Annotated in this window: 19 protein-coding genes; 10 read left to right on the top strand and 9 right to left on the bottom strand. The window is 64.9% G+C overall.

Annotation, left to right across the window (positions count from 1 at the left end; genetic code table 11):
- Positions 1–155: 155 nt before the first annotated feature.
- Together CH302_RS22915 and CH302_RS22910 are read left to right on the top strand one after the other, a co-directional pair.
- Positions 156–908 (top strand): IclR family transcriptional regulator, encoded by a 753-nt coding sequence (locus tag CH302_RS22915; protein ID WP_037188802.1) that lies wholly within the window; start codon positions 156–158, stop codon positions 906–908.
- 67 nt (positions 909–975) lie between these two features.
- Complete coding sequence (locus CH302_RS22910; RefSeq protein WP_037187465.1) at positions 976–2,151, top strand: 4-hydroxybenzoate 3-monooxygenase; 1,176 nt, start codon at positions 976–978, stop codon at positions 2,149–2,151.
- 79 nt (positions 2,152–2,230) lie between these two features.
- Here the strand turns inward: CH302_RS22910 and CH302_RS22905 are convergent, their stop codons facing one another.
- From CH302_RS22905 to benA, 6 genes are all read right to left on the bottom strand, one after another.
- Entirely contained in the window at positions 2,231–3,478 is a 1,248-nt protein-coding gene (locus CH302_RS22905) for a benzoate/H(+) symporter BenE family transporter (protein ID WP_037187467.1), read from the bottom strand.
- Positions 3,475–4,824 (bottom strand): MFS transporter, encoded by a 1,350-nt coding sequence (locus tag CH302_RS22900; protein ID WP_052047317.1) that lies wholly within the window; start codon positions 4,822–4,824, stop codon positions 3,475–3,477. The genes CH302_RS22905 and CH302_RS22900 overlap by 4 nt, the downstream gene beginning before the upstream one ends.
- A gap of 152 nt (positions 4,825–4,976) precedes the next feature.
- Entirely contained in the window at positions 4,977–7,664 is a 2,688-nt protein-coding gene (locus tag CH302_RS22895) for a helix-turn-helix domain-containing protein (RefSeq protein ID WP_052047415.1), read from the bottom strand.
- A gap of 60 nt (positions 7,665–7,724) precedes the next feature.
- Positions 7,725–10,445 (bottom strand): benzoate 1,2-dioxygenase electron transfer component BenC, encoded by a 2,721-nt coding sequence (gene benC / locus CH302_RS22890; protein WP_037187470.1) that lies wholly within the window; start codon positions 10,443–10,445, stop codon positions 7,725–7,727.
- A gap of 31 nt (positions 10,446–10,476) precedes the next feature.
- On the bottom strand, positions 10,477–11,016 hold the full coding sequence (gene benB, locus CH302_RS22885; protein WP_037187472.1) for a benzoate 1,2-dioxygenase small subunit: 540 nt from the start codon (positions 11,014–11,016) through the stop codon (positions 10,477–10,479).
- Position 11,017: 1 nt separating this feature from the next.
- Positions 11,018–12,403: a benzoate 1,2-dioxygenase large subunit gene (gene benA / locus CH302_RS22880; protein WP_037187474.1), complete on the bottom strand. Its 1,386-nt coding sequence runs from the start codon at positions 12,401–12,403 to the stop codon at positions 11,018–11,020.
- 206 nt (positions 12,404–12,609) lie between these two features.
- On the opposite strand from benA, the gene CH302_RS22875 reads away from it, so the two are divergent.
- Genes CH302_RS22875 through catC form a run of 4 tightly spaced genes read left to right on the top strand, consistent with a single transcriptional unit; the run spans position 12,610 to position 15,839 of the window.
- Positions 12,610–13,539 carry a LysR family transcriptional regulator gene (locus tag CH302_RS22875; RefSeq protein ID WP_037188808.1) on the top strand — a complete coding sequence of 310 codons (930 nt, stop codon included), beginning with the start codon at positions 12,610–12,612 and terminating at the stop codon, positions 13,537–13,539.
- Entirely contained in the window at positions 13,536–14,639 is a 1,104-nt protein-coding gene (locus CH302_RS22870) for a mandelate racemase/muconate lactonizing enzyme family protein (RefSeq protein ID WP_037187476.1), read from the top strand. The genes CH302_RS22875 and CH302_RS22870 overlap by 4 nt, the downstream gene beginning before the upstream one ends.
- Before the next feature lie 43 nt (positions 14,640–14,682).
- Positions 14,683–15,549: a catechol 1,2-dioxygenase gene (gene catA, locus CH302_RS22865; protein WP_037187479.1), complete on the top strand. Its 867-nt coding sequence runs from the start codon at positions 14,683–14,685 to the stop codon at positions 15,547–15,549.
- Between the two features lie 5 nt (positions 15,550–15,554).
- On the top strand, positions 15,555–15,839 hold the full coding sequence (catC, locus tag CH302_RS22860) for a muconolactone Delta-isomerase (RefSeq protein WP_082323471.1): 285 nt from the start codon (positions 15,555–15,557) through the stop codon (positions 15,837–15,839).
- On the opposite strand, the gene CH302_RS22855 is transcribed toward catC, so the two are convergent.
- Positions 15,765–16,976 carry a GDSL-type esterase/lipase family protein gene (locus CH302_RS22855; RefSeq protein ID WP_082323472.1) on the bottom strand — a complete coding sequence of 404 codons (1,212 nt, stop codon included), beginning with the start codon at positions 16,974–16,976 and terminating at the stop codon, positions 15,765–15,767. The genes catC and CH302_RS22855 overlap by 75 nt on opposite strands.
- A 141-nt stretch (positions 16,977–17,117) precedes the next feature.
- Between CH302_RS22855 and CH302_RS22850 the strand changes: the two genes are divergently transcribed.
- Both CH302_RS22850 and CH302_RS22845 read left to right on the top strand, forming a co-directional pair.
- Positions 17,118–18,602, top strand: coding sequence for an amidase (locus CH302_RS22850; protein ID WP_037187483.1), 1,485 nt, complete (start codon positions 17,118–17,120; stop codon positions 18,600–18,602).
- A 120-nt stretch (positions 18,603–18,722) separates the two neighbouring features.
- Positions 18,723–19,805, top strand: a complete 1,083-nt coding sequence (locus CH302_RS22845; RefSeq protein ID WP_052047318.1) for a GGDEF domain-containing protein — start codon at positions 18,723–18,725, stop codon at positions 19,803–19,805.
- A gap of 23 nt (positions 19,806–19,828) precedes the next feature.
- Here CH302_RS22845 and CH302_RS22840 read toward each other — a convergent pair whose 3' ends face one another.
- The gene (locus CH302_RS22840; RefSeq protein WP_170945867.1) at positions 19,829–20,881 is read right to left on the bottom strand and encodes an NAD(P)H-binding protein; all 1,053 of its coding nucleotides are present in this window, start codon (positions 20,879–20,881) and stop codon (positions 19,829–19,831) included.
- Between the two features lie 86 nt (positions 20,882–20,967).
- Between CH302_RS22840 and CH302_RS22835 the strand changes: the two genes are divergently transcribed.
- The gene (locus CH302_RS22835) at positions 20,968–21,768 is read left to right on the top strand and encodes an alpha/beta fold hydrolase (protein WP_037187486.1); all 801 of its coding nucleotides are present in this window, start codon (positions 20,968–20,970) and stop codon (positions 21,766–21,768) included.
- The gene (locus CH302_RS22830) at positions 21,765–22,913 is read left to right on the top strand and encodes a PP2C family protein-serine/threonine phosphatase (RefSeq protein WP_094650067.1); all 1,149 of its coding nucleotides are present in this window, start codon (positions 21,765–21,767) and stop codon (positions 22,911–22,913) included. Before CH302_RS22835 ends, CH302_RS22830 begins: the two co-directional genes overlap by 4 nt.
- Here the strand turns inward: CH302_RS22830 and CH302_RS22825 are convergent.
- Complete coding sequence (locus tag CH302_RS22825; RefSeq protein ID WP_037187491.1) at positions 22,890–23,249, bottom strand: STAS domain-containing protein; 360 nt, start codon at positions 23,247–23,249, stop codon at positions 22,890–22,892. The genes CH302_RS22830 and CH302_RS22825 overlap by 24 nt on opposite strands.
- Between the last annotated feature and the right edge of the window lie 25 nt (positions 23,250–23,274).

Here is a 23,274-nt window from a genome sequence, read left to right as displayed (position 1 = left end):
CACACATCCTGGAACAGAAGCGCCTGGGCAAGCTCGTCCGACCGGCCGCCCTCTACACCGGCCCCGAACCCCGCACCCCCGAGTCCGTCGACGGCTGGGTGGCGCGAAACCCATCCTGAGCGGGAAGTTGGTGGTGTGGCGCTATCGTCGTGCTGATGGCTGGGAACGTGCGGAATCCCGGGGCCTCTGTGGCCTCGCGTCTGTTGGCGTTGCTGGCCGTGTTCGACGAGAAGTCCCCTGCGCTGACACTGACCGAACTGGCCGAGGGTGCCGATCTGCCCGTTGCCACCGCGCATCGTCTGGTGCGTGAACTGGTCGATTGGGGCGCGCTCGTCCGGGGCGACGACGGCCGCTACGTGGTGGGACGCCGACTGTGGACGTTGGGATTGTTGGCACGGGATCAAGCCGATCTGCGAGAGATCGCCTCGCCGTTTCTGCACGACATCTACGGCGCGACCCTCGCCACGGTGCATCTGGCCATCCGCGACGGCGACGAAGTTCTCTATCTCGACAGGTTGGCTGGACACGCGTCGGTGCCAGCGGTCAGCCGAGTCGGAGCTCGCCTGCCTCTCTATGCGACCGGAGTCGGCAAGGTGTTGTTGGCCTACGCCCCCCGCGAGGTGCACGATCGTGTGCTGAGGAACCTGGCCCGCATCACCCCGTACACGGTGACTCATCCGGGGAAGTTGGACGTCGAACTACGCCGAGTGCATCGTGAGGGGTATGCGCAGACGGTCGAGGAGATGACGTTGGGGGCGTGTTCGGTGGCCGTACCGGTCCGCGGCGAGGGCGAGAGTGTGGTGGCTGCGCTGGGCATCGTGGTACCGAGCATCGGCCGTGATCGAGCCAGAATGGTTGCCGCTCTGCAGGTTGCCGCCCGAGGAATCGAGCGAAGCCTGCGGGGGTGAGAGGCAGCTTTTCACTGAGTGGAAACTCCGCCTTGTTCGCGGCCAGAACGCGCGGTGTACTCGATGCATGCGTACACAGGTCGCCATCATCGGTGCAGGGCCCGCGGGTCTGCTGCTGTCCCACCTGCTCGGGGAGCAGGGAATCGACTCCGTTCTGATCGAGTCGCGCACACAGGAATACGTGCTCTCCCGAATTCGCGCCGGCATTCTCGAACATTCGACGGTCCAGTTGCTCGACGACCACGGCCTCGGTGAGCGGTTGCATCGCGAAGGCCACGAGCACCGCGGAATCTACCTGCAGTGGCCGGAAGAGCGGCACCACATCGACTTTCGCACCCTCGTCGATCGAAGCGTGTGGGTGTACGGACAGACCGAGGTCACCAAGGACCTCGTCGCCGCGCGCGAGAAGGCCGGCCAGCAGATCTTCTACGACGTCTCCGATACCGCGTTGCACGACGTCGAGTCCGACGCACCGTTCGTGACGTTCACAGACGCGTCGGGAACCCCGATGCGGATCGACGCCGACGTCATCGCCGGCTGCGACGGTTCCTTCGGGCCGAGTCGCGCAGCGATGCCGGATTCGGTGCGCAACACCTGGGAACGGGTGTATCCGTACTCCTGGCTCGGAGTTCTCGCCGACGTCGCGCCGTCGACGGACGAGTTGATCTACGCCTGGCATCAGGACGGATTCGCGATGCATTCGATGCGATCGTCGACGGTGAGCCGACTGTATCTGCAGGTGCCCAACGGAACCGATATCGACACGTGGTCCGACGATCGAATCTGGGATGCGTTGGCCACCAGGCTCGGTCACGGCCAGGACGGGTGGACGCTGAACCCGGGGCCGATCACCGAGAAGAGTGTGCTGCCGATGCGTAGTTACGTGCAGACCCCGATGCGACACGGGAATCTGTTCCTCGCCGGAGACGCCGCGCACATCGTCCCGCCCACGGGAGCAAAGGGTCTCAACCTCGCGGTGGCGGATGTGGCAATGCTCGCGCCTGCATTGGCGGCATTGCTGAAACAGGGCGACGCCGACAAAGCGAATGCCTACAGCGACACCGCCCTTCGTCGCGTCTGGCGCTGCACGCACTTCTCCTGGTGGATGACGACGATGCTGCATACCGGCGACGACCCCTTCGATGCGCAACTGCAACTCTCGCAATTGAAGTGGGTGGCCTCCAGCGAAGCGGGTGCGATGGGACTGGCCGAGAACTACGCCGGATTGCCGATCGGATTCTGACCCCTCTGGAGTGCCGAACTCGAAGTTATGGATGGAATCTGCCCGGAATCCATCCGTAACTTCGAGTTCGGTGGGAAATTCACTTGCGACGATCCAGGACGTAGGTGACCGCGACACCGGCGACCAATCCCCAGAACGGAGCGCCGAGGCCTCCGACGTCGGTGCCGGAGATGGTGACCAGCAGGGTGATCAGGGGCGCGAGCACCGGGCGACCGGTCGGGTCGGAGAATGCAGCCGTGAATGCACCGCGCAGTGCCTCGAGCATGGCGAGGCCTGCGAGTGCGGCGATGAATGTTGCGGGTACCACGGCCAGGCCACGCACCAGTAGCGGAGCGAGCACACCCACCACGATGGCCAAAGCGCCGCAAGTGATTCCGGCGATGTACTGTCGCGACCGTTCGCCGACGGCAACGAGCAGCGCGTTGGTCGGGCCGGCAAGACATGTCGACACCGCACCCAGTGGAGCCACCAGAAGTGACCAGACGCCGCAGGCGATGGTGAGGACGGTCATCGGTGGGCGATGGCCCGCAGAGTTCAGGACGGCAGCGCCCTGACCGTTCTGTACTGCGACCACGGTGATGGCGAGCGGTATGACCAACTGCGCCATTGCTGCCCCACTGAACGTGGGCGCAACGAGTTCGGGCAGACCGATCAGGGGTAGTTCTGTTGCGGGGCCGCTCACTCGGGTATAGCCGCCGGTGACCGCAAGAGCGGCGAGACCGGCGACCAATGCCGCGAGCACCGGGGGTATTCGTTTCGACCACGTATCGGATCGCGTCAGGGCCAACCACGCCGCGACCATGCTGCCTGCGACGAGCACGTGGGACGAAACAGACTGCACGAGTCCGGTTCCGAACGACAGGAATGCGCCGGCCACCATCGCCATCACCACGCTGTGCGGTAGAAACGCCATCAGCTTCGAGACGACGCCGGTGGCCCCGAGCACGATGATGAGAACCCCGGTCGCGAGATAAGCCCCGACGACTTCCGGCCAGGTCAGCGAGGCCAACGACTGACCGACCAGAACGGTGCCCGGAATGGTCCAGAAGAAGCTCAGCGGCATCCGGTAGGCCCAGCTCGCCACCACGGTCAGGATGCCGTTGAGCACGAACACCCCGAACACCCATGACGCCGTCTGCGCGGCGGTGAGCGAACCGGCTGTCGCGGCACCGATGATGACCGCAACGGGCCCGGTCGCGCTGAACAGAACACCGGTTGCACCCGCGCCGACGTACTGCCCGCCGAAGTCGGCGCGCAGAGCACGCAGACCGGGCGGGCGACGGTCGGGCAGTTCGTTCGAGGTGAGACGCTCGAAAATGTCGGTCATTCAGCCACTTTCACTGGCTCGCTCGGTTGTGGATCGGATCGGCGCAGGGACCGAACAGCGGGAACGGCGGTGGTGACGAGAGCTCCGAGCACGGCCACGACCGCAAAGATGTAGAACGCCGTGGACGACGCGATGCCGGCACCGAGCAAGATGCCGCCGAGCAGGGGCCCGAGGATGCCGCCGAGACGCCCGAATCCGGCGCACCATGCAACACCTGCGGCGCGGGCGGTGGTGGGGTAGTAGTTCGAGACGAATCCGTAGATCAACACCTGGGTACCGATGGCACCGATGCCTGCACCTGCCACGGCGACGAGCAGGACTCCGAGTGGGAAGTTCAGCGTCAGCAGAACCAACGACAGCGCGGCGAGACAGAACGTGACCGCAATGACGCGTTGCGGTCCGGTCCGGTCGGCGACACGGGATGCAATCAGACCGCCGACGATGGCACCGCCGTTGAGGACCAACAGGAACGACAGTGATCCCTTCGCGTTGTATCCGGCCTCGGACATGATCTGTGGCAGCCAGGTGTTGAGGCCGTAGGTCAGCAGAAGACCGGAGAAGCTCATCAGTCCGAGGAGGGCCGTCGGGCGCAGCAGTGGTTTGCGGGCCAGTGCGGCGAACCCGACGCGATCGCCGGCGACGACAGGCTCGGCCTCGGGCATCGGAATGCCGGTCCGAGCGCAGATCTGCTGCGCATCGTCGACGCGTCCGTGTGCCAGGAGCCACCGTGGGGACTCCGGCATCCGCAGCAGGGCGAGGGGGAGCAGTACGACCAACGGGAGTGCGCCGATCCAGAACAGCCCGCGCCAGCCGATCGAATCCTGCAGGGTGATCGCGGCCAGTGACGCCAGCACACCGCCGGCCGGTATGCCGCTGTAGACGATGGCATTGAACAGGTTTCGTCGTCCGGGCGGTGCGAATTCGGCAATCATGGCACCGACGGTGGCGACGAGTCCGCCGACTCCGATGCCGGTCAGGAACCGGAGAATGCCGAACATCGTGATGTTCTGCGCCAGTGCGGTTGCCGCCATCCCGACCGAGAACCAGACGATGCACGTCAACATCGTTCTGCGGCGACCTATCCGATCACCGAAGGCACCGGCTGTCAGTGCCCCGACCATGACTCCGATCAAGGCATAGGAGCCGAGTGCGCCTGCGGTTTCCGGATCCAGCGCGCCCAGCTGGGCGGAATCGGCGAGCAGAGTCGGCAGTACGGTGCCGTAGACGACGAGGTCGTAGCCGTCGAAAACAATTGCTGCAGTGGACAGTGCGACGATCCACAGCACGCTTCGGCGGTGTCGGTCGCTGGCCCAACTGGTGGTGGCGGTGGAGTCCGGTGCAGTCATCGGGGATCCTTTTCGGTCAGGGAGTACCGCAGGGAAGCTGAATCGGCGCTGACGGCCGAGCGGGTGAGACAACTGTCGCAAACTGTGTGCCGTGTCACACCAGGGCTTTGCCTAGTGCTTACCTCGACATTGCGAAACTTGTTGTGCTCCAATCATGTTGTCGAGGATTCGTCGGTCGAACGGGCAGCGGCCAATTCGGCCCTGGAACGGATGCCCATCTTGGCGTACACCCTGGTCAGGTGAAACTGAACGGTCTTGACCGACAGGAACAACTCGGCTGCTACCTCACGATTGGTCATTCCTGTGGCGACCAGGCCGGAGACAGCGTCTTCCTGTGGGGTCAGAGCATCGTGTGCGCGGTTCTTCAGAACAGCATGCACGCCACCCGCTTTGAGTTCACGGTCGCACCGTCGAACGTACGTGGTGGCACCCAGTGCGAGATAACCCTCGCGTGCCGCGCTGACGACGGCATCGGCCTCGCGCCTCTTGCCGGCCCTGCGCAGTGTCTGCCCGTAGGCGTAGTTGACTCGCGCGCGGTCGTACGTCAGGGGCAGCGGTGCCAACGAGGCGAGTGCATCCTCGAACGATGCTCGGGCAGAGTCGAGATCGCCCATCGCGCCGTGCAGCCGGCCACGAGCGCACGCCAGGCGCGCGTGTGCCGAGCGATGACCACGATCGCGCACTCTCGCCTCGTGCGGAATCAAGAATTCGTCGGCCTGCTCCAGTCGGCCCTCGACTATCAGCGCATTGGCGTACACGTCGGGCCACGCCCAGAAACCGGGCTCGGACACATCGGCGTGAGCCCACTGCTCGGTCAACGGGGCAAGGGCGCGGAGAACTCCGGCGTAGTCGGCTTGCGCCTCCGCGATGGCGGCTCGGCCGAGAGCCGCTGGCACGCGCATGATCTCGTAGTCACGAGCGCCGGAATCGCCGCGGTGTGCGCTGGTCGCAGCGGCCTCCCAGTCTCCGCGGAGTGCGTGGATCTGCGAGGCGGTCCACTGGAGCAGAGGAACGATCAATGCGGCTCCGGAACGGTCGGCCAGGTCGGAACCCGCTGCGACCAACCGCAGGGCCGCATCCCACTCGCCGGTGACGAAGTAGGTGCGCGCCAGCCAACCGTGTGCCCACAACGAGATTCGGGTCGAACCACCGAGAAAGTCGGTCGGTGCTGCGGCTTCGAGTTCGGAGCGTGCGAGATCGATGTGGTCCGTCGCGAAGTGCAGCCAGCCTGCGCCCATCTGCACCCGTTGTCCGACGGCCCCGGTGCTCGCGTGGCCCCACAGGTCCCGATAGCTGCTCAGTGCTTCGGCGACCCGGCCGGTGCCCGCCAGGCCGAGACCACGAATGGACTGCGCCTCCACCGCTGTTGCGTGGTCGGCTCCGACGAGTTCGACTGCGCGATCGGCCCACAGCACGAGGTTGGCACCGTCGCAGCGCGCCAGATTGTGCAGTACCTGCCGATGGCAGATGACGGCAGCGACCTCGGGTTCGTGCCGCGTCCGTACCAGCTGCCAGGCCCGGGTGAGTCGAGCTTCGGCCTCGTTGGGGCGGCCGCGCAGTATTGCCAGATAGCCGAGAACGGCATTGCGAGTCGGGGTCTCGCGCAGGCTTTCGATCTCGGCGAGGTAATCCGAGGCAGTGCGCATGTCCCCGGCACCGATCAGTGCATCCACCGCGCGAACCAGACGATCCTCGCGTGCGTGCGGTTCCTGGGTGGACCTACTCGACAGCAGGTAAAGGCGTGCTGCCGTTGCCCATTCGCCTATCCCGGCACGGGTCGCGGCCAGGGCGTCCAAGCGGTCCGACAGCAGCGGATCGGGTAGTGGCGACGCTTCGACCAGGTGCGCCAGCCGATCGGCCGGGTCGGCCTCGGCTGCGGCGGCAGCTCGATGTACCTGCGCGCGCTCGACTCTGCTCATCGTCGCGAGCACCGCGGCTCGGACCGCTGGATCGTGAACCTCGAGGATGGTCGCCGCGGAGCTGCGTCGAACGGTCACCAGTGCGAACTGTTCTGCGAGATCGACAGCAGGCCAGGGATCGTCGATGCCGGCGACCTCGCACACCGTGGTCAACGGTCGGCCGTCTTCGAGAACGGCGACGGCCGACACCAGACGTCGAGCTTCGTCCGTGCAGAGAGCGAGAGTGGTCCGAACGTCTGCCTCGACGAAGGCGGGCGCAGGTAGGTCGGGTCGAACACCCTTCCAGCTCTCGCGCGGCACCTCGTCCAGCAGCGCCAAGACGTGTCGAGGACGTCCACCGGTGTGACGTGTCAGGTGAGCAGTCGAGGACGGTGACAGGATGATCCCCTGCAATGCGGCGAGTTCGGCAACGGCCGACACCGTCATTGCCGGTACGGCCAACGAGAGGTCGGCGGCGCGATCGAGAACCCGATGGGCCTCGATGTTGCCCTGGGGCAGTGGTTTTCGGGTACACACCACCGCCAGGCCCGCTGCTCGGTGGTGTCGGACCGCGGAGGCGAGCGCACGGAGCGAGTCCGCGTCGGCGTCGTGCGCATCGTCGATCAACAGAAGTGTCGGACGATCCGGAGGCAACGCGTCGGCGATTCGATTGCCCCACTCGACCGCGTCGGAACTGTCGGCACGGCTTCCGGGTACGAGTTGGGTGACGAGGCCGAACGGGAGCTGTGCTTCCCACGGCACCGCACCGGTGCGCTGCACTTCGGCGTCGACTGTCCGCTCCAGCTCGCGCAGAATCGACGATGCGCCGATGCCCGCCGGGCCGTTCAGCACCACAAAAGCCGATGCCGTCGCGGAGGCGTCGACCGCCCGAACCAGGACGTCCAGCAGTTCACCGCGGCCGATCAACGGTGAGGGGGACATGACGTCACCGTATCCGCGGCGGAAGAGTGCGTCCGGCGATCGAGCCAACACGGTCATCACTCAGCCCGGGTCGCCGCCGGCCACCGGGAGCACGGTGCCGGTGATGTACGACGCCTCGTCGGAGGCGAGGAAGCAGATTGCTGCGGCTTGCTCGTCGAGTGTTCCGTAGCGCTTGAGCAGTGAGGACTCCACGGTCTGATCGACGATGGCCTGGTACCAATTCTTTTCCTGCTCGGTCGAGGGCGCAGGGCCACGGGCGACTCGTCGCGCCGGTGCGTCGGTACCCCCGGGGGCGGTGGCAACCACTCGAACACCGTGCGGCGCTGCTTCGAGGGCGAGCGTGGCGGTGATCGCGTTGACGCCGCCCTTCGCTGCGGCGTAGGGGACCCGGTGGATGCCGCGGGTGGCGACCGAGGAGACATTGACGATGGTGCCGCCGCCGCGTTCGATCATGTGCGGGATCACGGCGCGGCAGGACCACAGCGTCGGGAACAGTGACCGGGAGATCTCCTTCTCGATCTGTTCGGGCGGGTATTCGGCGAACGGTTTGGCCCAGATGGTGCCGCCGACGACGTGAATGGACACGTCGACGCGTCCATGTACCGCGAGTGCGGCGTCGACCACCGATGACGCGCCCTCCCAGGTTTCGAGGTCGGCGATAACGGGTGTGGCCTCGACACCGTCGTGCCGAAACTCCTCGGTGAGCGATTCGACCAACTCGGACCGGTCGGCCAGGATCAATGATCCGCCTTCGGCTCCGATGCGCCGGGCGACGCATTCGCCGATGCCCTGGGCCGCGCCGGTGATCAGCACGACCTTGCCTGCGAACCGACCAGGGCTGACGAACCTGGGGCGCTTGTTCGACCGGGATTCGTGCATGGCGCGTTTCATCGTCGCTTTCGAGCGGTCGGCGTGATCGGCGATCAGCGTTCGTGCGCGCTCACGGTCCCCGGCCTCGAACGCGTCGACGATGTCGAGGTGATCTTGGGCGCACAGCGGATCACACCAGGTCGCGTTGCGCAGCACCTCCTCCATCGCAGCCTTGACCCCGAGGGCCCGATAGGCCTGCAGCAGATGCTCGTTGCCCGTCTGGGTGAAGAGGTAATCGTGAAAAGCGGCATTGGTCTCGGTGTACGCGGCGGCATCGACGAACCGATCGCCGTCGACGTAGCGGGTGGTGGTCTCGGCCAACAGCCGGTATCCGGAGATCTGCTGCGAGGACAGTCGCCCGATCACGAGTTCGAGGGCACCGAGTTCGAGGGCGCGCCTGGCCTCGAACACCGCGTCCGACTCGTGCACGGAGGGATGTTCCTCGCCGATCTCGTACCCCGAACTCGAAGCAGACACCGGGGGAGCTTCGGAACTCCGCACGACGAGCGGCTGGATATCTCGTGAGGACCAGATGCGTTGCGCTGCAACGGAGTGTGCCTCCGATGTCAGGAGCAGATCGGAGCTCTCGTCCAACCCGCCCCGGTCGGCCGTCGAGCCGACCACGGCGACGCGCTGACCTGCGATCGCACGCATGGTTTCCGCCTCGTCGGACGCAGAGAAGCCCGTGTCCCGCTTGTGCAGGGGTTCCTTTACGCGACTTCCGAACACCGCTCGTCCGAAGATGCTCCTGCCATCGAGAGCGGGTTCGAGATCCGCCGACGCCGCAGGAACGACGTCGGCATCGGCCGTGGCGACTGCCGCATCGATGGTCGATGTCCGGTCGTCGTTCGCCAGAACCTCTGTCGCAGAATCGGTGTCGTCGTCGAGACTCTCCTTCGCAGCTGCCGAGGACGGCGCGAACTTCTCGTAGTAGAAGCCGGTCGGTTCGATTCCGGCCTCGGTGAAATGCGTTCTGACGGCCTCGACCATGGGAGGCGGACCGCACAGGTAGACCGCGACATCCCCGCCGTTGAGGTGTGCGTCGTTCAACAGGGTAGTGACGTACCCCTTGTTCGCAGCGGTGGTCGAGGGGTCCGAGACACAGTGATCCCACGTGAATGCGTCCAATGTCGAGGCCAGGCCAGCGAGCTCGTCCAGCTGGACGACGTCGTCGTCGGTGCCGACGCCGTACACGAGATGCACGGAACGAGTGCTGGATTCGGCCGCCATGGTGCGCAGTATCGACAGGATCGGAGCCAACCCGGTGCCGCCGGCCAGCAGCAGTGCAGGTCGCTGGGCCTCGCGCAGAAAGAAGCTACCGTGTGGGCCGGTGAACGAGATCTTGTCGCCCACGGCCGCCGTGTCGCTCAGGTAGGTGGACATCAGTCCGCCCGGGGTGAGCTTGACCAGGAATTCCAACTCGTCCGATCCTGAGACGCAGCTGAAGGAGTAGGACCGGGTTTCCTCGGAGCCGGGGACGGTGATGTTGACGTACTGGCCGGGAAGGAAGGCGAGCGTGCCACCTGCCGGTGCCTCGACAGCGAGCCTGACCGTCGTGGGAGTGAGTTTCTCCACGGCGGTCACGACCGTGTCATGGCTTGCCGCTTGGGTTTTCGCCACCGCCGAGGTGCTGGCGATCTGCAGCACCAGATCGGACGTGGGCTTCATGCTGCAGGGCAGGCAGTAGCCCTCGTCCGATTCCGACTGCGAGAGCGCGTCGTCGAGGTAGGTACCGCCGTCGTACTCACCCGATTCGCACAGAGCCTTGCAGGTTCCGCACGCGCCGTCCCGGCAGTCGAGAGGGATGTTGATCCGCGAGCGGTACGCGGCGTCGGCGACGGTCTGTTCGTCCTCGCACGTGATGAAGCGGGTGACGCCGTCCTCGAAGGACAGTGCGACGGAATGACTCACGATGGAACTCCTCGGGATTACGGCAGGTCGATCAGAAGTGATAGATGTCGACGACGTGGTGGATGTAGTCGTTCTTCAGCACCACGGTCTTGCGCCGAATGAGTGGCGAGTCGCCGGAGAAGTCGATCGTGTAGAACGAGGTTCCGTAATACGGATCGATGGTCTTGTACCGGAAATACATGGTGTGCCAGTTGAATCGGACGTCGACGATATCTCCTCGACGTTCGATGACCTCGACGTTGCTGATGTTGTGACTGGTCCGCGGCTCGGGTATCGATGTGGCACTGGAACGTTCGGTACGGATGCGGAACACGCGGTCTTCCAGGCCACCCTTGTTCTCGTAGTAGATCAGCGAGATGTCGGTCTGAGGATCCTCGGTGAGCAGGTCGTTGTCGTCCCAGCAGGGCATCCAGTATTCGACGTCGTCCGCGTAGCACGTGAGCCACTTCTCGAACTCGCGATCGTCGAGGTAGCGCGCCTCGCGGTAGAGGAACTGCTCGATGGAGGACTGGGTGATCAGCCGAGCCGGGGCGGTCTGCCGGCTGTCGGTGTTGTCGACGGTGGCAGTCATGTCAGACCTCCTGTGCTGCAGCGGGTGCGGAGTCGGCTGCACGCTGCTTGTCGAGGGCAGCGAGCAGGGTCCTGCGCCAGTAGCCGTGTTGAACGGGGAACAGGCCCTCGTCTTCGTTCTTGACACCCGCCGAGATGACACCGGGCATATCGAGTGCCTCGGCCACCGGATCGGGTCCGGTGAGCCAGTGCTCCGCGCCGCGGCTCATGTCGTTCCACGGCGCATTGGTCGCCTGGAACGTCAGCTGGCACGAGCGGAACTCCTCCAGGTCGTCGGGTGTCGCCATGCCGGAGGCGTTGAAGAAATCCTCGTACTGCCGGATGCGATGTGCGCGAGCCTCTTTGCTCTCACCCTTGGGTGCGATGCAGTAGATGGTGACCTCGGTCTTGTTGGGCGCGATCGGCCGGAAGTGCCGGATCTGCGTGCTGAACTGATCCATCAGGTAGACGTTCGGGTACAGGCACAGGTTGCGTGAACCCTTCACCATGAATTCGCCCTTGGCGTCGCCGAACTTCTCCTTCAGCGAGTCCATCTGGTCCCACAGCGGGCGGTCCTGAGGGTTGGCCGCCCAGGTCCACAGGCAGAGATGGCCGTTGGGGTAGGACCAGTAGCCGCCGCCGGACTTGCCCCAGCCACCTGCGTCGAGCGCCTTGGTGGTGTTCTTCGATTCGCCGTTGTTGCGGCGCGAGGTGGTCGCGGCGTAGTTCCAGTGCACGGCACTGACGTGATAACCGTCGGCACCGTTCTCCGCCTGCACCTTCCAGTTTCCGTCGAAGGTGTACGACGAGGATCCCCGCAGAACCTCCAGACCCTCGGGAGACTGGTCGACGAGCATGTCGATGACCTTCGTCGTGTCACCGAGATGCTCGGCGAGGGTCGAGACATCGTCGTTCAGGCTCGCGAAGAGGAAACCACGGTAGCTCTCGAAGCGAGGGACCTTGGTGAGGTTGTGCGAGCCGTCGACGTCGAATGTGTCTGGGTAGCCGGCACCGTCGGGATCCTTGACCTTGAGCAGCGTGCCGTCGTTTCGGAACGTCCAGCCGTGGAAGGGGCAGGTGAGCGTGGTGCGGTTGTCCGTCTTGCGTCGGCACAACATCGCACCGCGATGAGCGCAGGCGTTGATGAGGCAATGCAGCTCGCCGTCCTTGTCACGGGTGATGACAACGGGCTGTCGACCCATGTGCACCGTGAAGTAATCGCCGTTGTTGGGGAGCTGACTTTCGTGGGCGAGGTAGATCCAATTGCCCTCGAAGATGTGCTTCATCTCGAGCTCGAAGACCTCCTCGTCGGTGAAGATGCTTCGGTTGGCGCGGTAGATGCCTGCTGCGACATCGTCGATCACCGCTCTGTCGATCGTGTTCTGTACGTGATCAAGCATGTCGGTCATGTCGGGTTCCTCCAGGCGCTTCGAGTTCGATTACAAGCGACTGTGTCAGGGAGTGGCCGCCGTCACACCAGGGCTTTGCCTAGGCCCAACCTGGGTGGCTATTAATCGCTGTTGCTTATCAATCGACGCAAAATAGGTCTTTGTCAACGATGGATTCCATCCCTACTGTGGTCAGAGTCACCCACCCCGTACAGAAAGGCTCGGTCATGGAACTTCGGCACCTGTACCACTTCGTGGCCGTGGCCGAGACTCGGCACTTCGGACAAGCCGCCACGCGGCTGCACCTGGCTCAGCCGGCGTTGTCGCAATCGGTTCGGCAGTTGGAGGCCGAGCTGGGTGTGACGCTGCTGGCCAGAACGACACGCCAGGTGAGCCTGACTCCGGCGGGGGAGTTCTTCTATCGAGAGACACTGCGCAACCTGGACAACCTGGAGCAGAGTGCGCGGGGAGTACGACGGATCGCCGACGGCCGATACGGACTGGTACGTATCGGCTTCACCGGTACTGCGGCCTTCGATCAATTGCCGCCGATCGCGCGTGCGATCAAGCAGAGACTGCCCGGTATCGCGCTGGAGATCCACGGGGACCTACTCACCCCCGCGCAGGTGGACGGTCTGCGCTCGGAACAGCTGGACGTCGCGGTGCTGCGGCCACCTGTTGCGGGTGACGATCTGGTGTTACGGAAGATCACCACGGAATCCTTGGTGCTCGCGTTGCCCGTCGATCACCGGTTCTCCTCCGAACCGGCGCTCGACGTCGCCGATCTCGCGTACGAGGACTTCGTCATGTACGCCGACACACATTCTGTGGTCAACGAAGCCGTGGTGACGAGTTGTCGCGCCGCAGGCTTCAGTCCCAGGCGCGAGCACGAGGCCCCGGACACCTCGGTGCTGCTCGCGCTCGTCGCCGCCGGATTGGGCGTTGCGTTGGTTCCCGAATCCGTCCGCGCCCTGCAGTTGAACGGCGTCGTGTTCCGCGACATCGCCGGCGCAAGCACCATCGATCTGGCGTTGGCCTGGTGCAGAGACCGGCCGTCGGCCCTCGTCGATGCCCTTGTCGGTGCGCTGGAGGACGCGGGCGTGCTCCCTCGACTCGAATCATCCGTACCGTCTGCACAGCCGAAGGGCATGTCATGAAAATCGTTGCAGTCGAATCGATTCCATACTCGATTCCGTACCGAAAGCCGCTGAGGTTCGCTAGCGGTGAGGTCTCTGCGGCCGAGCACGTACTCGTTCGGGTACATACCGACGACGGGGTCGTCGGTATCGCAGACGCTCCGCCCCGGCCGTTCACCTACGGCGAGACCCAGCGGGGAGTGGCTGCGGTGATCGAGACCATCTTCGCTCCGGCGATCGTCGGCCTCACCCTCGTCGAGCGCGAGGTGGTGCATGCGAGACTGGCTCGTACCGTGGGCAATCCGGTGGCCAAATCGGCAGTGGACATGGCGATCTGGGACGCCCTGGGGCAGACCCTGGACCTACCCGTCACCGAACTGCTCGGCGGATACACCGACCGGATGCGAGTGAGCCACATGCTCGGGTTCGATACCCCGGCTGCGATGGTCGACGAAGCCACCAGGATGCGGGAGACATACGGAATCGAGGTCTTCAAGGTCAAGGTCGGCCGTCGGCCCGTCGACCTCGACACAGCAGTCGTACGTGCTCTGCGAGAAGGACTGGGCGACGGCGTCGAACTCTACGTGGACGGCAATCGAGGCTGGACCGCCGCCGAATCGGCGCGTGCCATGAAAGAGATGTCGGATCTGGGGCTCACTCTCGCCGAGGAACTGTGCCCGGCCGACGACGTCCTCGGCCGCCGCTGGCTCGTCCAGCAACTCGACATCCCGTTCGTGGCAGACGAATCCGCAACCACCCCGGCCGAGGTCACCCGCGAAATTCTCGGCGGATCGGCGACCGCGGTGAGCATCAAGACCGCCCGCACCGGATTCACCACGTCGCAGCGAACCCACCACCTGTGCGAGGGCCTCGGCATCGACGTGGTGATGGGGAACCAGATCGACGGACAGCTCGGCACGGCCTGCACGGTTGCCTTCGGCGCGGCGTTCGACCTGACATCGCGTCGAGCAGGCGAGCTGTCCAACTTCCTCGACATGAGCGACGACCTGCTCACCGAGAGTCTCGAGATTCGCGACGGCGCGCTCGGTGTCCTGCCGGGATCGGGGCTCGGCGTACGCATCGACCCGGACAAACTCGCGAAATACCGCACCGACCAGTGATTTTCAGCCTCCGACAACACGTACCAGACACAAGGAGTTCACCATGAGCATCGACCATGCAGCAACGACAGACCTCCCCGCCGAGGTGGCAACAGCTGCCGCGTCGGGTGCGAACGCCACCCAGCGCTTCACCTCCGACAAGCAGGCCGCTGCCGACACCCCGCCCGAACGCGTGAGTCTGCTCGCCCGTCAGGTGATTTCGGCAATCCACGACACGGTCCGCGAACACAAGGTCACCTACGACGAGTACAACGCCCTCAAGGCATGGCTGATCAACGTCGGTCAGACCGGAGAGTGGCCGCTGTTCCTCGACGTATGGGTGGAACACGTCGTCGAGGAGGTGGCCGGAGAGTCGCGCGAGGGCAGCAAGGGCACCATCGAAGGTCCCTACTACGTTCCCGACGCACCCGAACTCGGTTCCGCGGCGATCCTGCCCACCCGCGACGGGGAGAAAGGCACCCCGCTGCTGTTCCAGGGCCAGGTGAAGGCAGTGGACGGCACACCGCTGGCGCACGCCGTCATCGAGATCTGGCATGCCGACTCCGACGGCTTCTACTCTCAGTTCGCACCCGGCATCCCGGAGTGGAACCTGCGCGGCACGGTTACTGCAGATGATCAGGGGCAGTTCTGGATTCACACCATGAAGCCGGCGCCGTACCAGATTCCGACCGACGGAGCGTGTGGAAATCTGATCTCTGCGGCCGGTTGGCACCCGTGGCGTCCGGCGCACCTTCACCTCAAGGTCGCGGCAGCGGGCCACCAGCAGATCACCACCCAACTCTATTTCCCCGGTGACGCCCACAACGACGACGACGTCGCGAGTGCGGTCAAGCCCGAGCTCATTCTCGACCCGCGTGACGTCGACGGCGGACAGGAAGTCACGTACGACTTCGTTCTCGACAAGGCCTGAGCGGCATGCTTTTTGCAGTGAAGATGGACGTCGCACTTCCGCAGAATCTGGACCCGGATGTGCGAACCGACACTCTCGCACGGGAGAAGGCCTACTCGCAGCAGTTGCAGCGCGACGGCGAATGGGTGAGCATCTGGAGACTGGTGGGCCAGTACTCGAATCTGAGTATCTTCGACGTTCGAGACAGCGAGCGACTTCACGAGATCCTGTGGAATCTACCGCTGTTCCCGTACATGAGCATCGACGTGAGTCCGCTGGCCCAGCACCCGTCGGACATTTCGGCGGTGTGAGGGAGCCAGGAAACCGTTCGCTACGAAGCGTCGGGCAATCAGTTCGTGTGTCGCCTGGTCGGGGTGAAGGTTGTCCGGCAACGGATGCTCCTCGGAATCATTGTGTCCGTACAGGTCCAGTCCGTTCAGGTAGTGCAGGTGAGGATCCTCTGCGGCGCGGTCGGCCACGATGCGGGCGAGTTCGTCGCGGATCACGGTCAGCGTGAGTTTTCCGGCCCGAACCTCGGCGGGATCGCCCGTGGCCATGAACTCGACCGTGCTCGATGCCAATGCAGCGGGGTCGAAAGCTCCTGGCCCCGGTGTGTTCTCGTGGATGGGGCACAGAAGCGCGGAGATCACGAGCAGCGGGGTGTCGGGGTGGCCGTCACGGATCGTGTCGAGAAATCCGTGTACCGCGGAGGTGAAGGCGCGCAGCCGCATCACGTCGGAGTTGACCAGGTTGATGCCGATCTCGAGGCTGATGAGATCGGTGGGCGTATCGCGAATGGTTCTGGCGACGAACGGGTCGAGCAGTGCGGACCCGCCGAAGCCCAGATTTCTCGCCTGTACACCGGTGGCGGCAGCGGCCAGTGCCGTCCAGGTGGTGCTCGGACCGACCGCGTTGGATCCCTGACCGATCGAACTGCCGTAACTGATCCAGACCGGTCGCTCGTCGACGACGGGCGACAGAGGCGCGTCGGTTCGTAGGGCGATCAGTTCGATGGTCTCGTTGTGCGGCAACCAGATCTCGACCAGCTTGTCGGTCTCGGGCAACTCCGAGAACCGGATGACGCCGCTGGTCTCGACCCGATCGGTGACCGTTCCGGTTGTCATGTCGATGGTCGTGGTGACGCCACCCGTGGTCGGGACCCGCTCGGTGAGCACACCGTCCACCCGCAGGTCGAACACACCGGCCGGTCGCGGGGGTAGGCCGACGAACGCGCGCCGCGTGGCCACGGCATCGATCTCGATGGTGGTGGCAGCGGTGGTGAAGACCAACCGAACTCCGGACGGTTGAGACTCGGCCATCGCCAGCTGCGGGTCGGTGTAGCGCGTGCGAGTATCGAGTGGAAGACGATGCGGGAGAATGCCTCTGGGAGTGCGTTCCAGCTCGGCTGCGCCGCGGAGGATCGCGTCGGAGATGTCGGTGGTGAGCATGTGTGTCGCGATCTGTCGGTACCGGGCCGGGCGGATGTGCACCCGAGGCGCTCTCGCACCTATAGGCACCATACATTTGCCTAATGTCTGTAGGCAAACCGTTCGGCGTACAGAAGGGTCGCCCGTCGCTAGGCTGACTTCATGCGCATCGACGAGTATCGACAGCACGACGGTCTCGGCCTGGCGAAACTGGTGGCCGACGGCGAGGTGACGCCCCGGCAATTGCTCGATTGTGCTCTGGCGCAGGCCGAATCGGTCGATCCATCGCTCAATTCCATCGTGCGACTCATGTCGGAGCAGGCGAACGAGCAGGTGACAGGAACGCTCGAGGGTCCGTTCGCGGGCGTACCGTTTCTGATCAAGGATCTCTCGCAGGACTATGCCGGGTTGCCCACTGCGAGTGGATCTCGTGCGTTGCGGGATCTGCCGATGCCCGAGCACTCGACTGTGGTGCAGCGCTGGCTCGATGCCGGCCTCGTCATCTTCGGCAAGACCAACACCCCGGAGTTCGGCGCGAAGGGAATCACCGAGCCGACGGTGTTCGGTCCGGCGCGAAATCCGTGGGATCACAGCAGAACTCCCGGTGGTTCCTCGGGCGGGTCGGCCGCCGCGGTCGCTGCCGGCATCGCCGCGGTGGCAGGGGCGAGCGACGGCGGGGGTTCCATTCGCATTCCGTCGTCGTGCTGTGGACTCGTCGGACTCAAGCCCGGCCGTGGGCTGGTGCCGTCGGGTCCCACCTTCGGCGAGGCGATGCATGGAGCAGCCGTGAACGGAGTGGTGTCCAGATCGGTACGCGACACCGCCGCGATGCTCGACGTGCTGGCAGGCGGGGAGGCGACGTCCGGCTACCTGCCGGCCCGTCCGGAGGGCAGCTTCCTGTCTCTGACGAGCAAGGACCCGAAGCCTTTACGGATAGGTATGTACGCGGTGACGTCGGTGAATCCGACGCCGGATCCGCAGGCCGTTGCCGCGATGGAATCGGCTGCGAAAACCCTGACCGACCTGGGCCACACCGTCGAACTTCTCGACGCCCCGCCGTACGACGACGCGAGCCTGAACCGAGAATTCCTGTTGGCGTGGTTCACCTACCTGGCCTACGAGTTGGATGAGGTCAAGCGTCGAACCGGTTGCGGTGACGACTCTTTCGAGCGCGATACGCGGATCATGGCGGCTCTGGGGAGATCCGCAGGAGGCGTCGACTACCTCCAGGCGGTGGAAGGTCGCCACGTGCACGTACGGGCACTCGCCACCTACTTCGAGACCTATGACCTGCTGTTGACGCCCACCGTTGCGGAACTACCGCCGAAAGTGGGCGCATTCGACCTTGCGAAGCCGCTGGAATTTGCGTCGGACTTGTTGTTGCGCAGTAGAACCGCTGGCTTGCTTCGGCACACCGGCATCGTCGATCAGATGATCGACGACAACATCTCGTGGATTCCGTACACCCAATTGGCCAACGTCACAGGGCGTCCCGCGCTGTCGCTACCCGGGTACTGGACGCCGAGCGGTCTTCCGATGGGTGCACACTTCACCGCTCCGCTCGGCGGCGAGGGGTTGCTCGTTCAACTCGCGGGTCAGTGGGAACGAGCAGCGCCCTGGTCGCACCACTACGACACCCTCGGGTAGCTCCGCTTCCACGGCCGTTGTTTCGAATCTTTCGAGAACTCCGTGGCTTACCATTGCCGCACAGCGCGGCACGTCCTAGACTCGGGCCGCTCGCACGCCGACGGAAGGCGATCGAATCCGATGCCTGAGCAGAGCCGTCGCGGTGTCGGAGAAGCCGAGTTCGCTTTCGCTACCCGCGCGCTGGAATCGACCGGCCAGCTGCGAGTGCTCAGATATGCGATCTGTGCGCTGTGCATGTCCATGGTGATTCTCGGTGTCATCGTGCAAGTGCATCCGCTCGGGCCCGAGGGACTCCTGGCGCGGTCGGTCCACGGCGCAGTGATGGCGTCTGCAGCGGTGGTGGGGGCGTGGTGGTTCCTGCGGCCGTGGCCTGGCTACCGCGCTGCCATCGCATTCGTCGCATGGGCGGACGTCAGCGTAGTCGTGGCCGCCGCACTGACCACGGGGTCTCCCGCTCGGTTGTGCGCCACCATCCACATGGGTTTGGTCGGCGTGTTCATCGCATTTCTACTGGGTTGGCGCATCTTGGCGGCGCACTGTGCTTTCGCCGGCGTCGTTATCGCAGGCTTCACGGTCTGGGGCGTGCAGACCGAAGATGTGGGCGTTTTCGATCTCTACATCTACTTCGCCCCTGCGCTGTCTTCGGTTGTGGTCCTTCCGCTGGTGATCCAGGCGATCCTCGAGACCGCTCGACGATCGATACGCGCGACCGCCGTCCACGCGCGCCTCGACCCGCTGACCCGACTGCTCAATCGACGAGGCATGTACTCGGCTGTCGACGAGAGACTTGCCGAAACTCCCACGCCACCCCTGATCGGAGTGGCGGTGATCGACGTCGACCGGTTCAAACTGCTCAACGACCGTGGTGGACACAGCCTGGGCGACGCGGCCCTACGGTCGGTCGCCGACCGGCTCAGGACGGCGATCGGACCGACGGACGTGGCCGCACGCCTCGGTGGGGACGAGTTCGTGGCAGTCGTCTTCCCCGCGGATCGCGACGAGCTCGACACTTTCGTCTCGGGCTGCTCGGTGTTGAGGTCGTTCGACCTCGATGGCATCGGCATCAGTACGAGTATCGGAATCGCCTGGACGCCGACCACCGACCGCCGGCTTCGTCTCGACGAACTACTGCACCGAGCCGATGCCGCCATGTACGACGCGAAAGAACGCGGGGGAGAAGTGTCGGTCGTCGATTTCGCCTAGTCGACCTACTCTCCCGAGCGCGTCTACCGGGTCGCCCCCAGCTGAGCCTTTCCCAGAATTCCCGACGGCCGTTGCCGCACACGGCCGTCCACGATGTCGACGACTCCGCCTGCCCACTCGGGATCGGTGTCGGCGGCAGCCTGGGGATCGGCGTGGGCATCGGTGCCCTCCTCGGCGGTCACGGTGATCGAACGCTCCAGGGCCTCCCGGACGCTCATCAGTGACGTACCGGGCTCGGCGAACACCTCCGTTGCCGCGTTCCCACGGCGCACCACCATGTCGTGGGTGAGGCTGTCCACCAACGAGATCACCGTGCCCGGAGGCATGGCGGTGATGGTGGCGACGGCACGCCCCACCAGGCCGGTCGGCAACAGCGGAACCGGAATCTGTACGCGACGCAGACCGGCAACGCTGCCGTACGCCTTCAGCAACTCCGGGTAGCTCATCGTCTCGGTTCCGCCGATGTCGAACGTTCCCGGGCGTGCGGTGTCACCGAGGGCACGGGCGATGATGGCGACCACATCGACGACGGCGATGGGCTGCACCTGTCTGCGCATCCAGGTCGGGATGGGTGTGAGGGGCAGACGCTCGGTCATCCGTCGCACCAGCTCGAAGGAGGTCGATCCCGAACCGAGAATGATCGCCGCCCGCAGCACGGTGGCGTCGACGGAACTGTCGAGGAACGTCTCCTCGACCTGGAGGCGAGAGCGCAGATGATCGGACAACGGGGTGCCGTCGTCGGGGATGAGGCCGGAGAGGTAGACGATGCGGCGCAGGCCGTTGCGCTCCGCGGCGGCGGCCATGGACTGCGCGGCGTGGCGATCCTTCTCGACGAAATCGCCCTCGTCCATCGAGTGCACCAGATAGACGACGGCGTCCACATTCTCGGTCGCGGTGTCGAAGGTCTCGTGATCGTCGAGGTCGAAGTGCACCGCGGTGACGTGAGCGCCCCACGCGAAGCGCGACTTCTTGCTCGGATCGCGCATGGCAGCGTGCACGTCGTGCCCCTGCTCGAGGAGCACGGGGATCAGCCGAGACCCGATGTATCCGGTTGCGCCGGTGACCAGCACTCGCATGAGATTCTCGTTTCTGTAGACAGAGGCCATACCCCGTCGGAGCAGTCTCACTCCCCGGCGTCGGAGGCAGATGACACACTGTGCGGGTGAGTGCGCGCATCAGGAACAACGTTCGGGTCGTCGGGGCTGCCGACGGCCCCGTGGTGATGCTCGCTCACGGGTTCGGCTGCGACCAGACTCTGTGGCGTTCGGTGACCGATATTCTGGCTCCGGATTTCTCGGTCGTGCTCTTCGATCACGTCGGGTCCGGAGCGTCGGACCCCTCGGCGTGGGATGCCGACAAGTACGCGCCGTTGGATGCCTACGCCCGCGACATCGTCGACATCGTCGAGGAACTCGATCTTCGTGACGTGACGTTCGTCGGTCACTCGGTGGCGTCGATGATGGGTGTTCTCGCGGTCCAGGCGGCTCCCGAAAGATTCAGAAAGCTCTTTCTCCTGACGCCGTCCCCCCGGTACATCGACGACGGTGACTACCGCGGTGGGTTCAGCCGTGAGGACATCGACGAGTTGCTCGAGTCGTTGGACAGCAACTATCTCGGCTGGTCCGCATCGATGGCACCGATCGTGGTGAATGCGCCGGATCGACCGGATCTCGAGAACATGTGGACGGCGAGCTTCTGCCGAACCGATCCCGAGTGCGCACGGGTGTTCGCCCGCACCACCTTCCTGTCCGACAATCGCGCTGATCTGGCCGGGGTTGCCCTGCCCACGATGATCGTCGACTGTGCGCGGGATTCGCTGGCCCCGCCTCAGGTCGGCCGATACGTTCACGAACACATCGCCGGCAGCACTCTGCAGACCCTCGACGCCAGCGGGCACTGCCCGCACGTCACCGAACCCGAGCAGACCGCCGAGGCGATTGCGACCTTCGTGAGATCGTCGTGATCAACGAGCTCGACATCGAGGACCTGTACGAGAACGCGCCCTGCGGCTATCTGTCGGTTCTTCCGGACATGCGGATCTTGAGACTGAACTCGACGCTGGCGAACTGGCTCGGCTTCGACGTCGACGCCCTGATCGGGACCGACTTCACCCAACTTCTCACCGCCGGTGGCCGGATCCACTACGAGACCCATTTCGGTCCGATTCTGCGGATGTCCGGCCAGCTCGACGGCATTGCGATCGATTTCGTGACCTCCGATCGACGTCGGCTGCCCGTGTTCATGACCGCGAACGTCAAGACCGACGAGACGGACACGCCGGTACTGATTCGCATCACCGCGCTCGACGCCAGGGACCGTCGCACCTACGAGCGCGAGTTGCTCGAGTCCCGAACGCGAGCGGAGCTGCTGGCGAAGACACTGCAGCGGTCGCTGCTGCCGCCAGCGCTGCTGCCGCCGTCGGGAATGACCGCTGCCGCGCACTATCACGCGGCATCGAGCGACGAGGTGGGTGGAGACTTCTACGATCTGTTCCCGCTGTCGGACGATCGCTGGGGATTCTTCCTCGGCGACGTGTGCGGCAAGGGTGCGTCGGCCGCAGCCGTGACGTCGTTGACGCGGTACACCCTGCGCGCGGCTGCGGTGTACGACCACGACCCGGTCGCGGTACTGCACAACCTGGACTCGGTTCTGCGGCAGGAGTTCCGCGAGAACAATGCGCAGTTCTGCACAGCAGTGTTCGGAGTGCTCAGCCGCTCGGCCGGAGGATTCGAGGTGTCGATGGCCAGTGGCGGTCATCCGCCTCCGCTGGTGATGCGCGCCGACGGCAGCGCGCAGTACGTCCACATGACGGGTGGGCAACTGGTCGGAATTCTGCGTCACGCGCGCTTCGTGCCTGCCACCGTGACGTTGAGCGCGGGCGACACCCTGATGCTCTACACCGACGGGCTCACCGAGGCCCGGGTGGGCACAGGTCGATACGACGACGAGGGCGCGCTGCTCGAGTTCGCGAGCGCCCACGCCCCGGCGACGCCCGCGATGATCGTCGAGGATCTACGGGTCCTGCTGAACAGCTTCGGCACCGGCTTGGCCGACGACGCAGCCGTGATGGCGCTTGGAGTGTCGTCAGTCGAGAGCGGCGAGGGCTGACGCCAGATCGGCGTGCAGTGCGAATTCCTGATCGAGGCCCATCAGTTTGATCGGGCGGCTGGTTGTCGGACCATCGGCGACGACCGAGAAGACAAGAGTGTCCCCGTGATCCTTCTGCGTCGACGCCAGCACGGTCATGGCAGCCGAGGCCAGGAACGAGACCTTGCTCAGATCGACGATCAGTGCGGCAGGTGTGGTGGAAACCTGCGCGTCGATCGCGGTCGACAGTGCGGGGGCCGTGGTGACGTCGAGTTCACCGGCGACAGCGATGACGGCCGCGCGCCCGTCGTTGCTGGACTGAATGGAAAATCCGGCGGTGTTCGTATCGGCTGGCATGTGTACTCCTGAATCGTTACCCGCC

Origin of the sequence: Rhodococcus sp. 15-2388-1-1a (genome assembly GCF_002259145.1) — a bacterium.
Taxonomy (GTDB): Bacteria; Actinomycetota; Actinomycetes; order Mycobacteriales; family Mycobacteriaceae; genus Rhodococcoides.
The sequence above is the reverse complement of the archived record's forward strand: the minus strand, read 5'-3'. Positions and strand labels throughout refer to the sequence as shown.

Coding starts and splice junctions, on each gene's coding strand:
- CH302_RS22915 (WP_037188802.1), top strand. CDS start 156: ATGGCTGGGAACGTGCGGAATCCCGGGGCCTCTGTGGCCTCGCGTCTG.
- CH302_RS22905 (WP_037187467.1), bottom strand. CDS start 3,478: ATGACCGACATTTTCGAGCGTCTCACCTCGAACGAACTGCCCGACCGT.
- CH302_RS22875 (WP_037188808.1), top strand. CDS start 12,610: ATGGAACTTCGGCACCTGTACCACTTCGTGGCCGTGGCCGAGACTCGG.
- CH302_RS22850 (WP_037187483.1), top strand. CDS start 17,118: ATGCGCATCGACGAGTATCGACAGCACGACGGTCTCGGCCTGGCGAAA.
- CH302_RS22845 (WP_052047318.1), top strand. CDS start 18,723: ATGCCTGAGCAGAGCCGTCGCGGTGTCGGAGAAGCCGAGTTCGCTTTC.
- CH302_RS22900 (WP_052047317.1), bottom strand. CDS start 4,824: ATGACTGCACCGGACTCCACCGCCACCACCAGTTGGGCCAGCGACCGA.
- CH302_RS22825 (WP_037187491.1), bottom strand. CDS start 23,249: ATGCCAGCCGATACGAACACCGCCGGATTTTCCATTCAGTCCAGCAAC.
- catA (WP_037187479.1), top strand. CDS start 14,683: ATGAGCATCGACCATGCAGCAACGACAGACCTCCCCGCCGAGGTGGCA.
- CH302_RS22840 (WP_170945867.1), bottom strand. CDS start 20,881: ATGCGAGTGCTGGTCACCGGCGCAACCGGATACATCGGGTCTCGGCTG.
- CH302_RS22895 (WP_052047415.1), bottom strand. CDS start 7,664: ATGTCCCCCTCACCGTTGATCGGCCGCGGTGAACTGCTGGACGTCCTG.
- CH302_RS22910 (WP_037187465.1), top strand. CDS start 976: ATGCGTACACAGGTCGCCATCATCGGTGCAGGGCCCGCGGGTCTGCTG.
- CH302_RS22870 (WP_037187476.1), top strand. CDS start 13,536: ATGAAAATCGTTGCAGTCGAATCGATTCCATACTCGATTCCGTACCGA.
- catC (WP_082323471.1), top strand. CDS start 15,555: ATGCTTTTTGCAGTGAAGATGGACGTCGCACTTCCGCAGAATCTGGAC.
- benA (WP_037187474.1), bottom strand. CDS start 12,403: ATGACCGACATGCTTGATCACGTACAGAACACGATCGACAGAGCGGTG.
- benB (WP_037187472.1), bottom strand. CDS start 11,016: ATGACTGCCACCGTCGACAACACCGACAGCCGGCAGACCGCCCCGGCT.
- CH302_RS22855 (WP_082323472.1), bottom strand. CDS start 16,976: ATGCTCACCACCGACATCTCCGACGCGATCCTCCGCGGCGCAGCCGAG.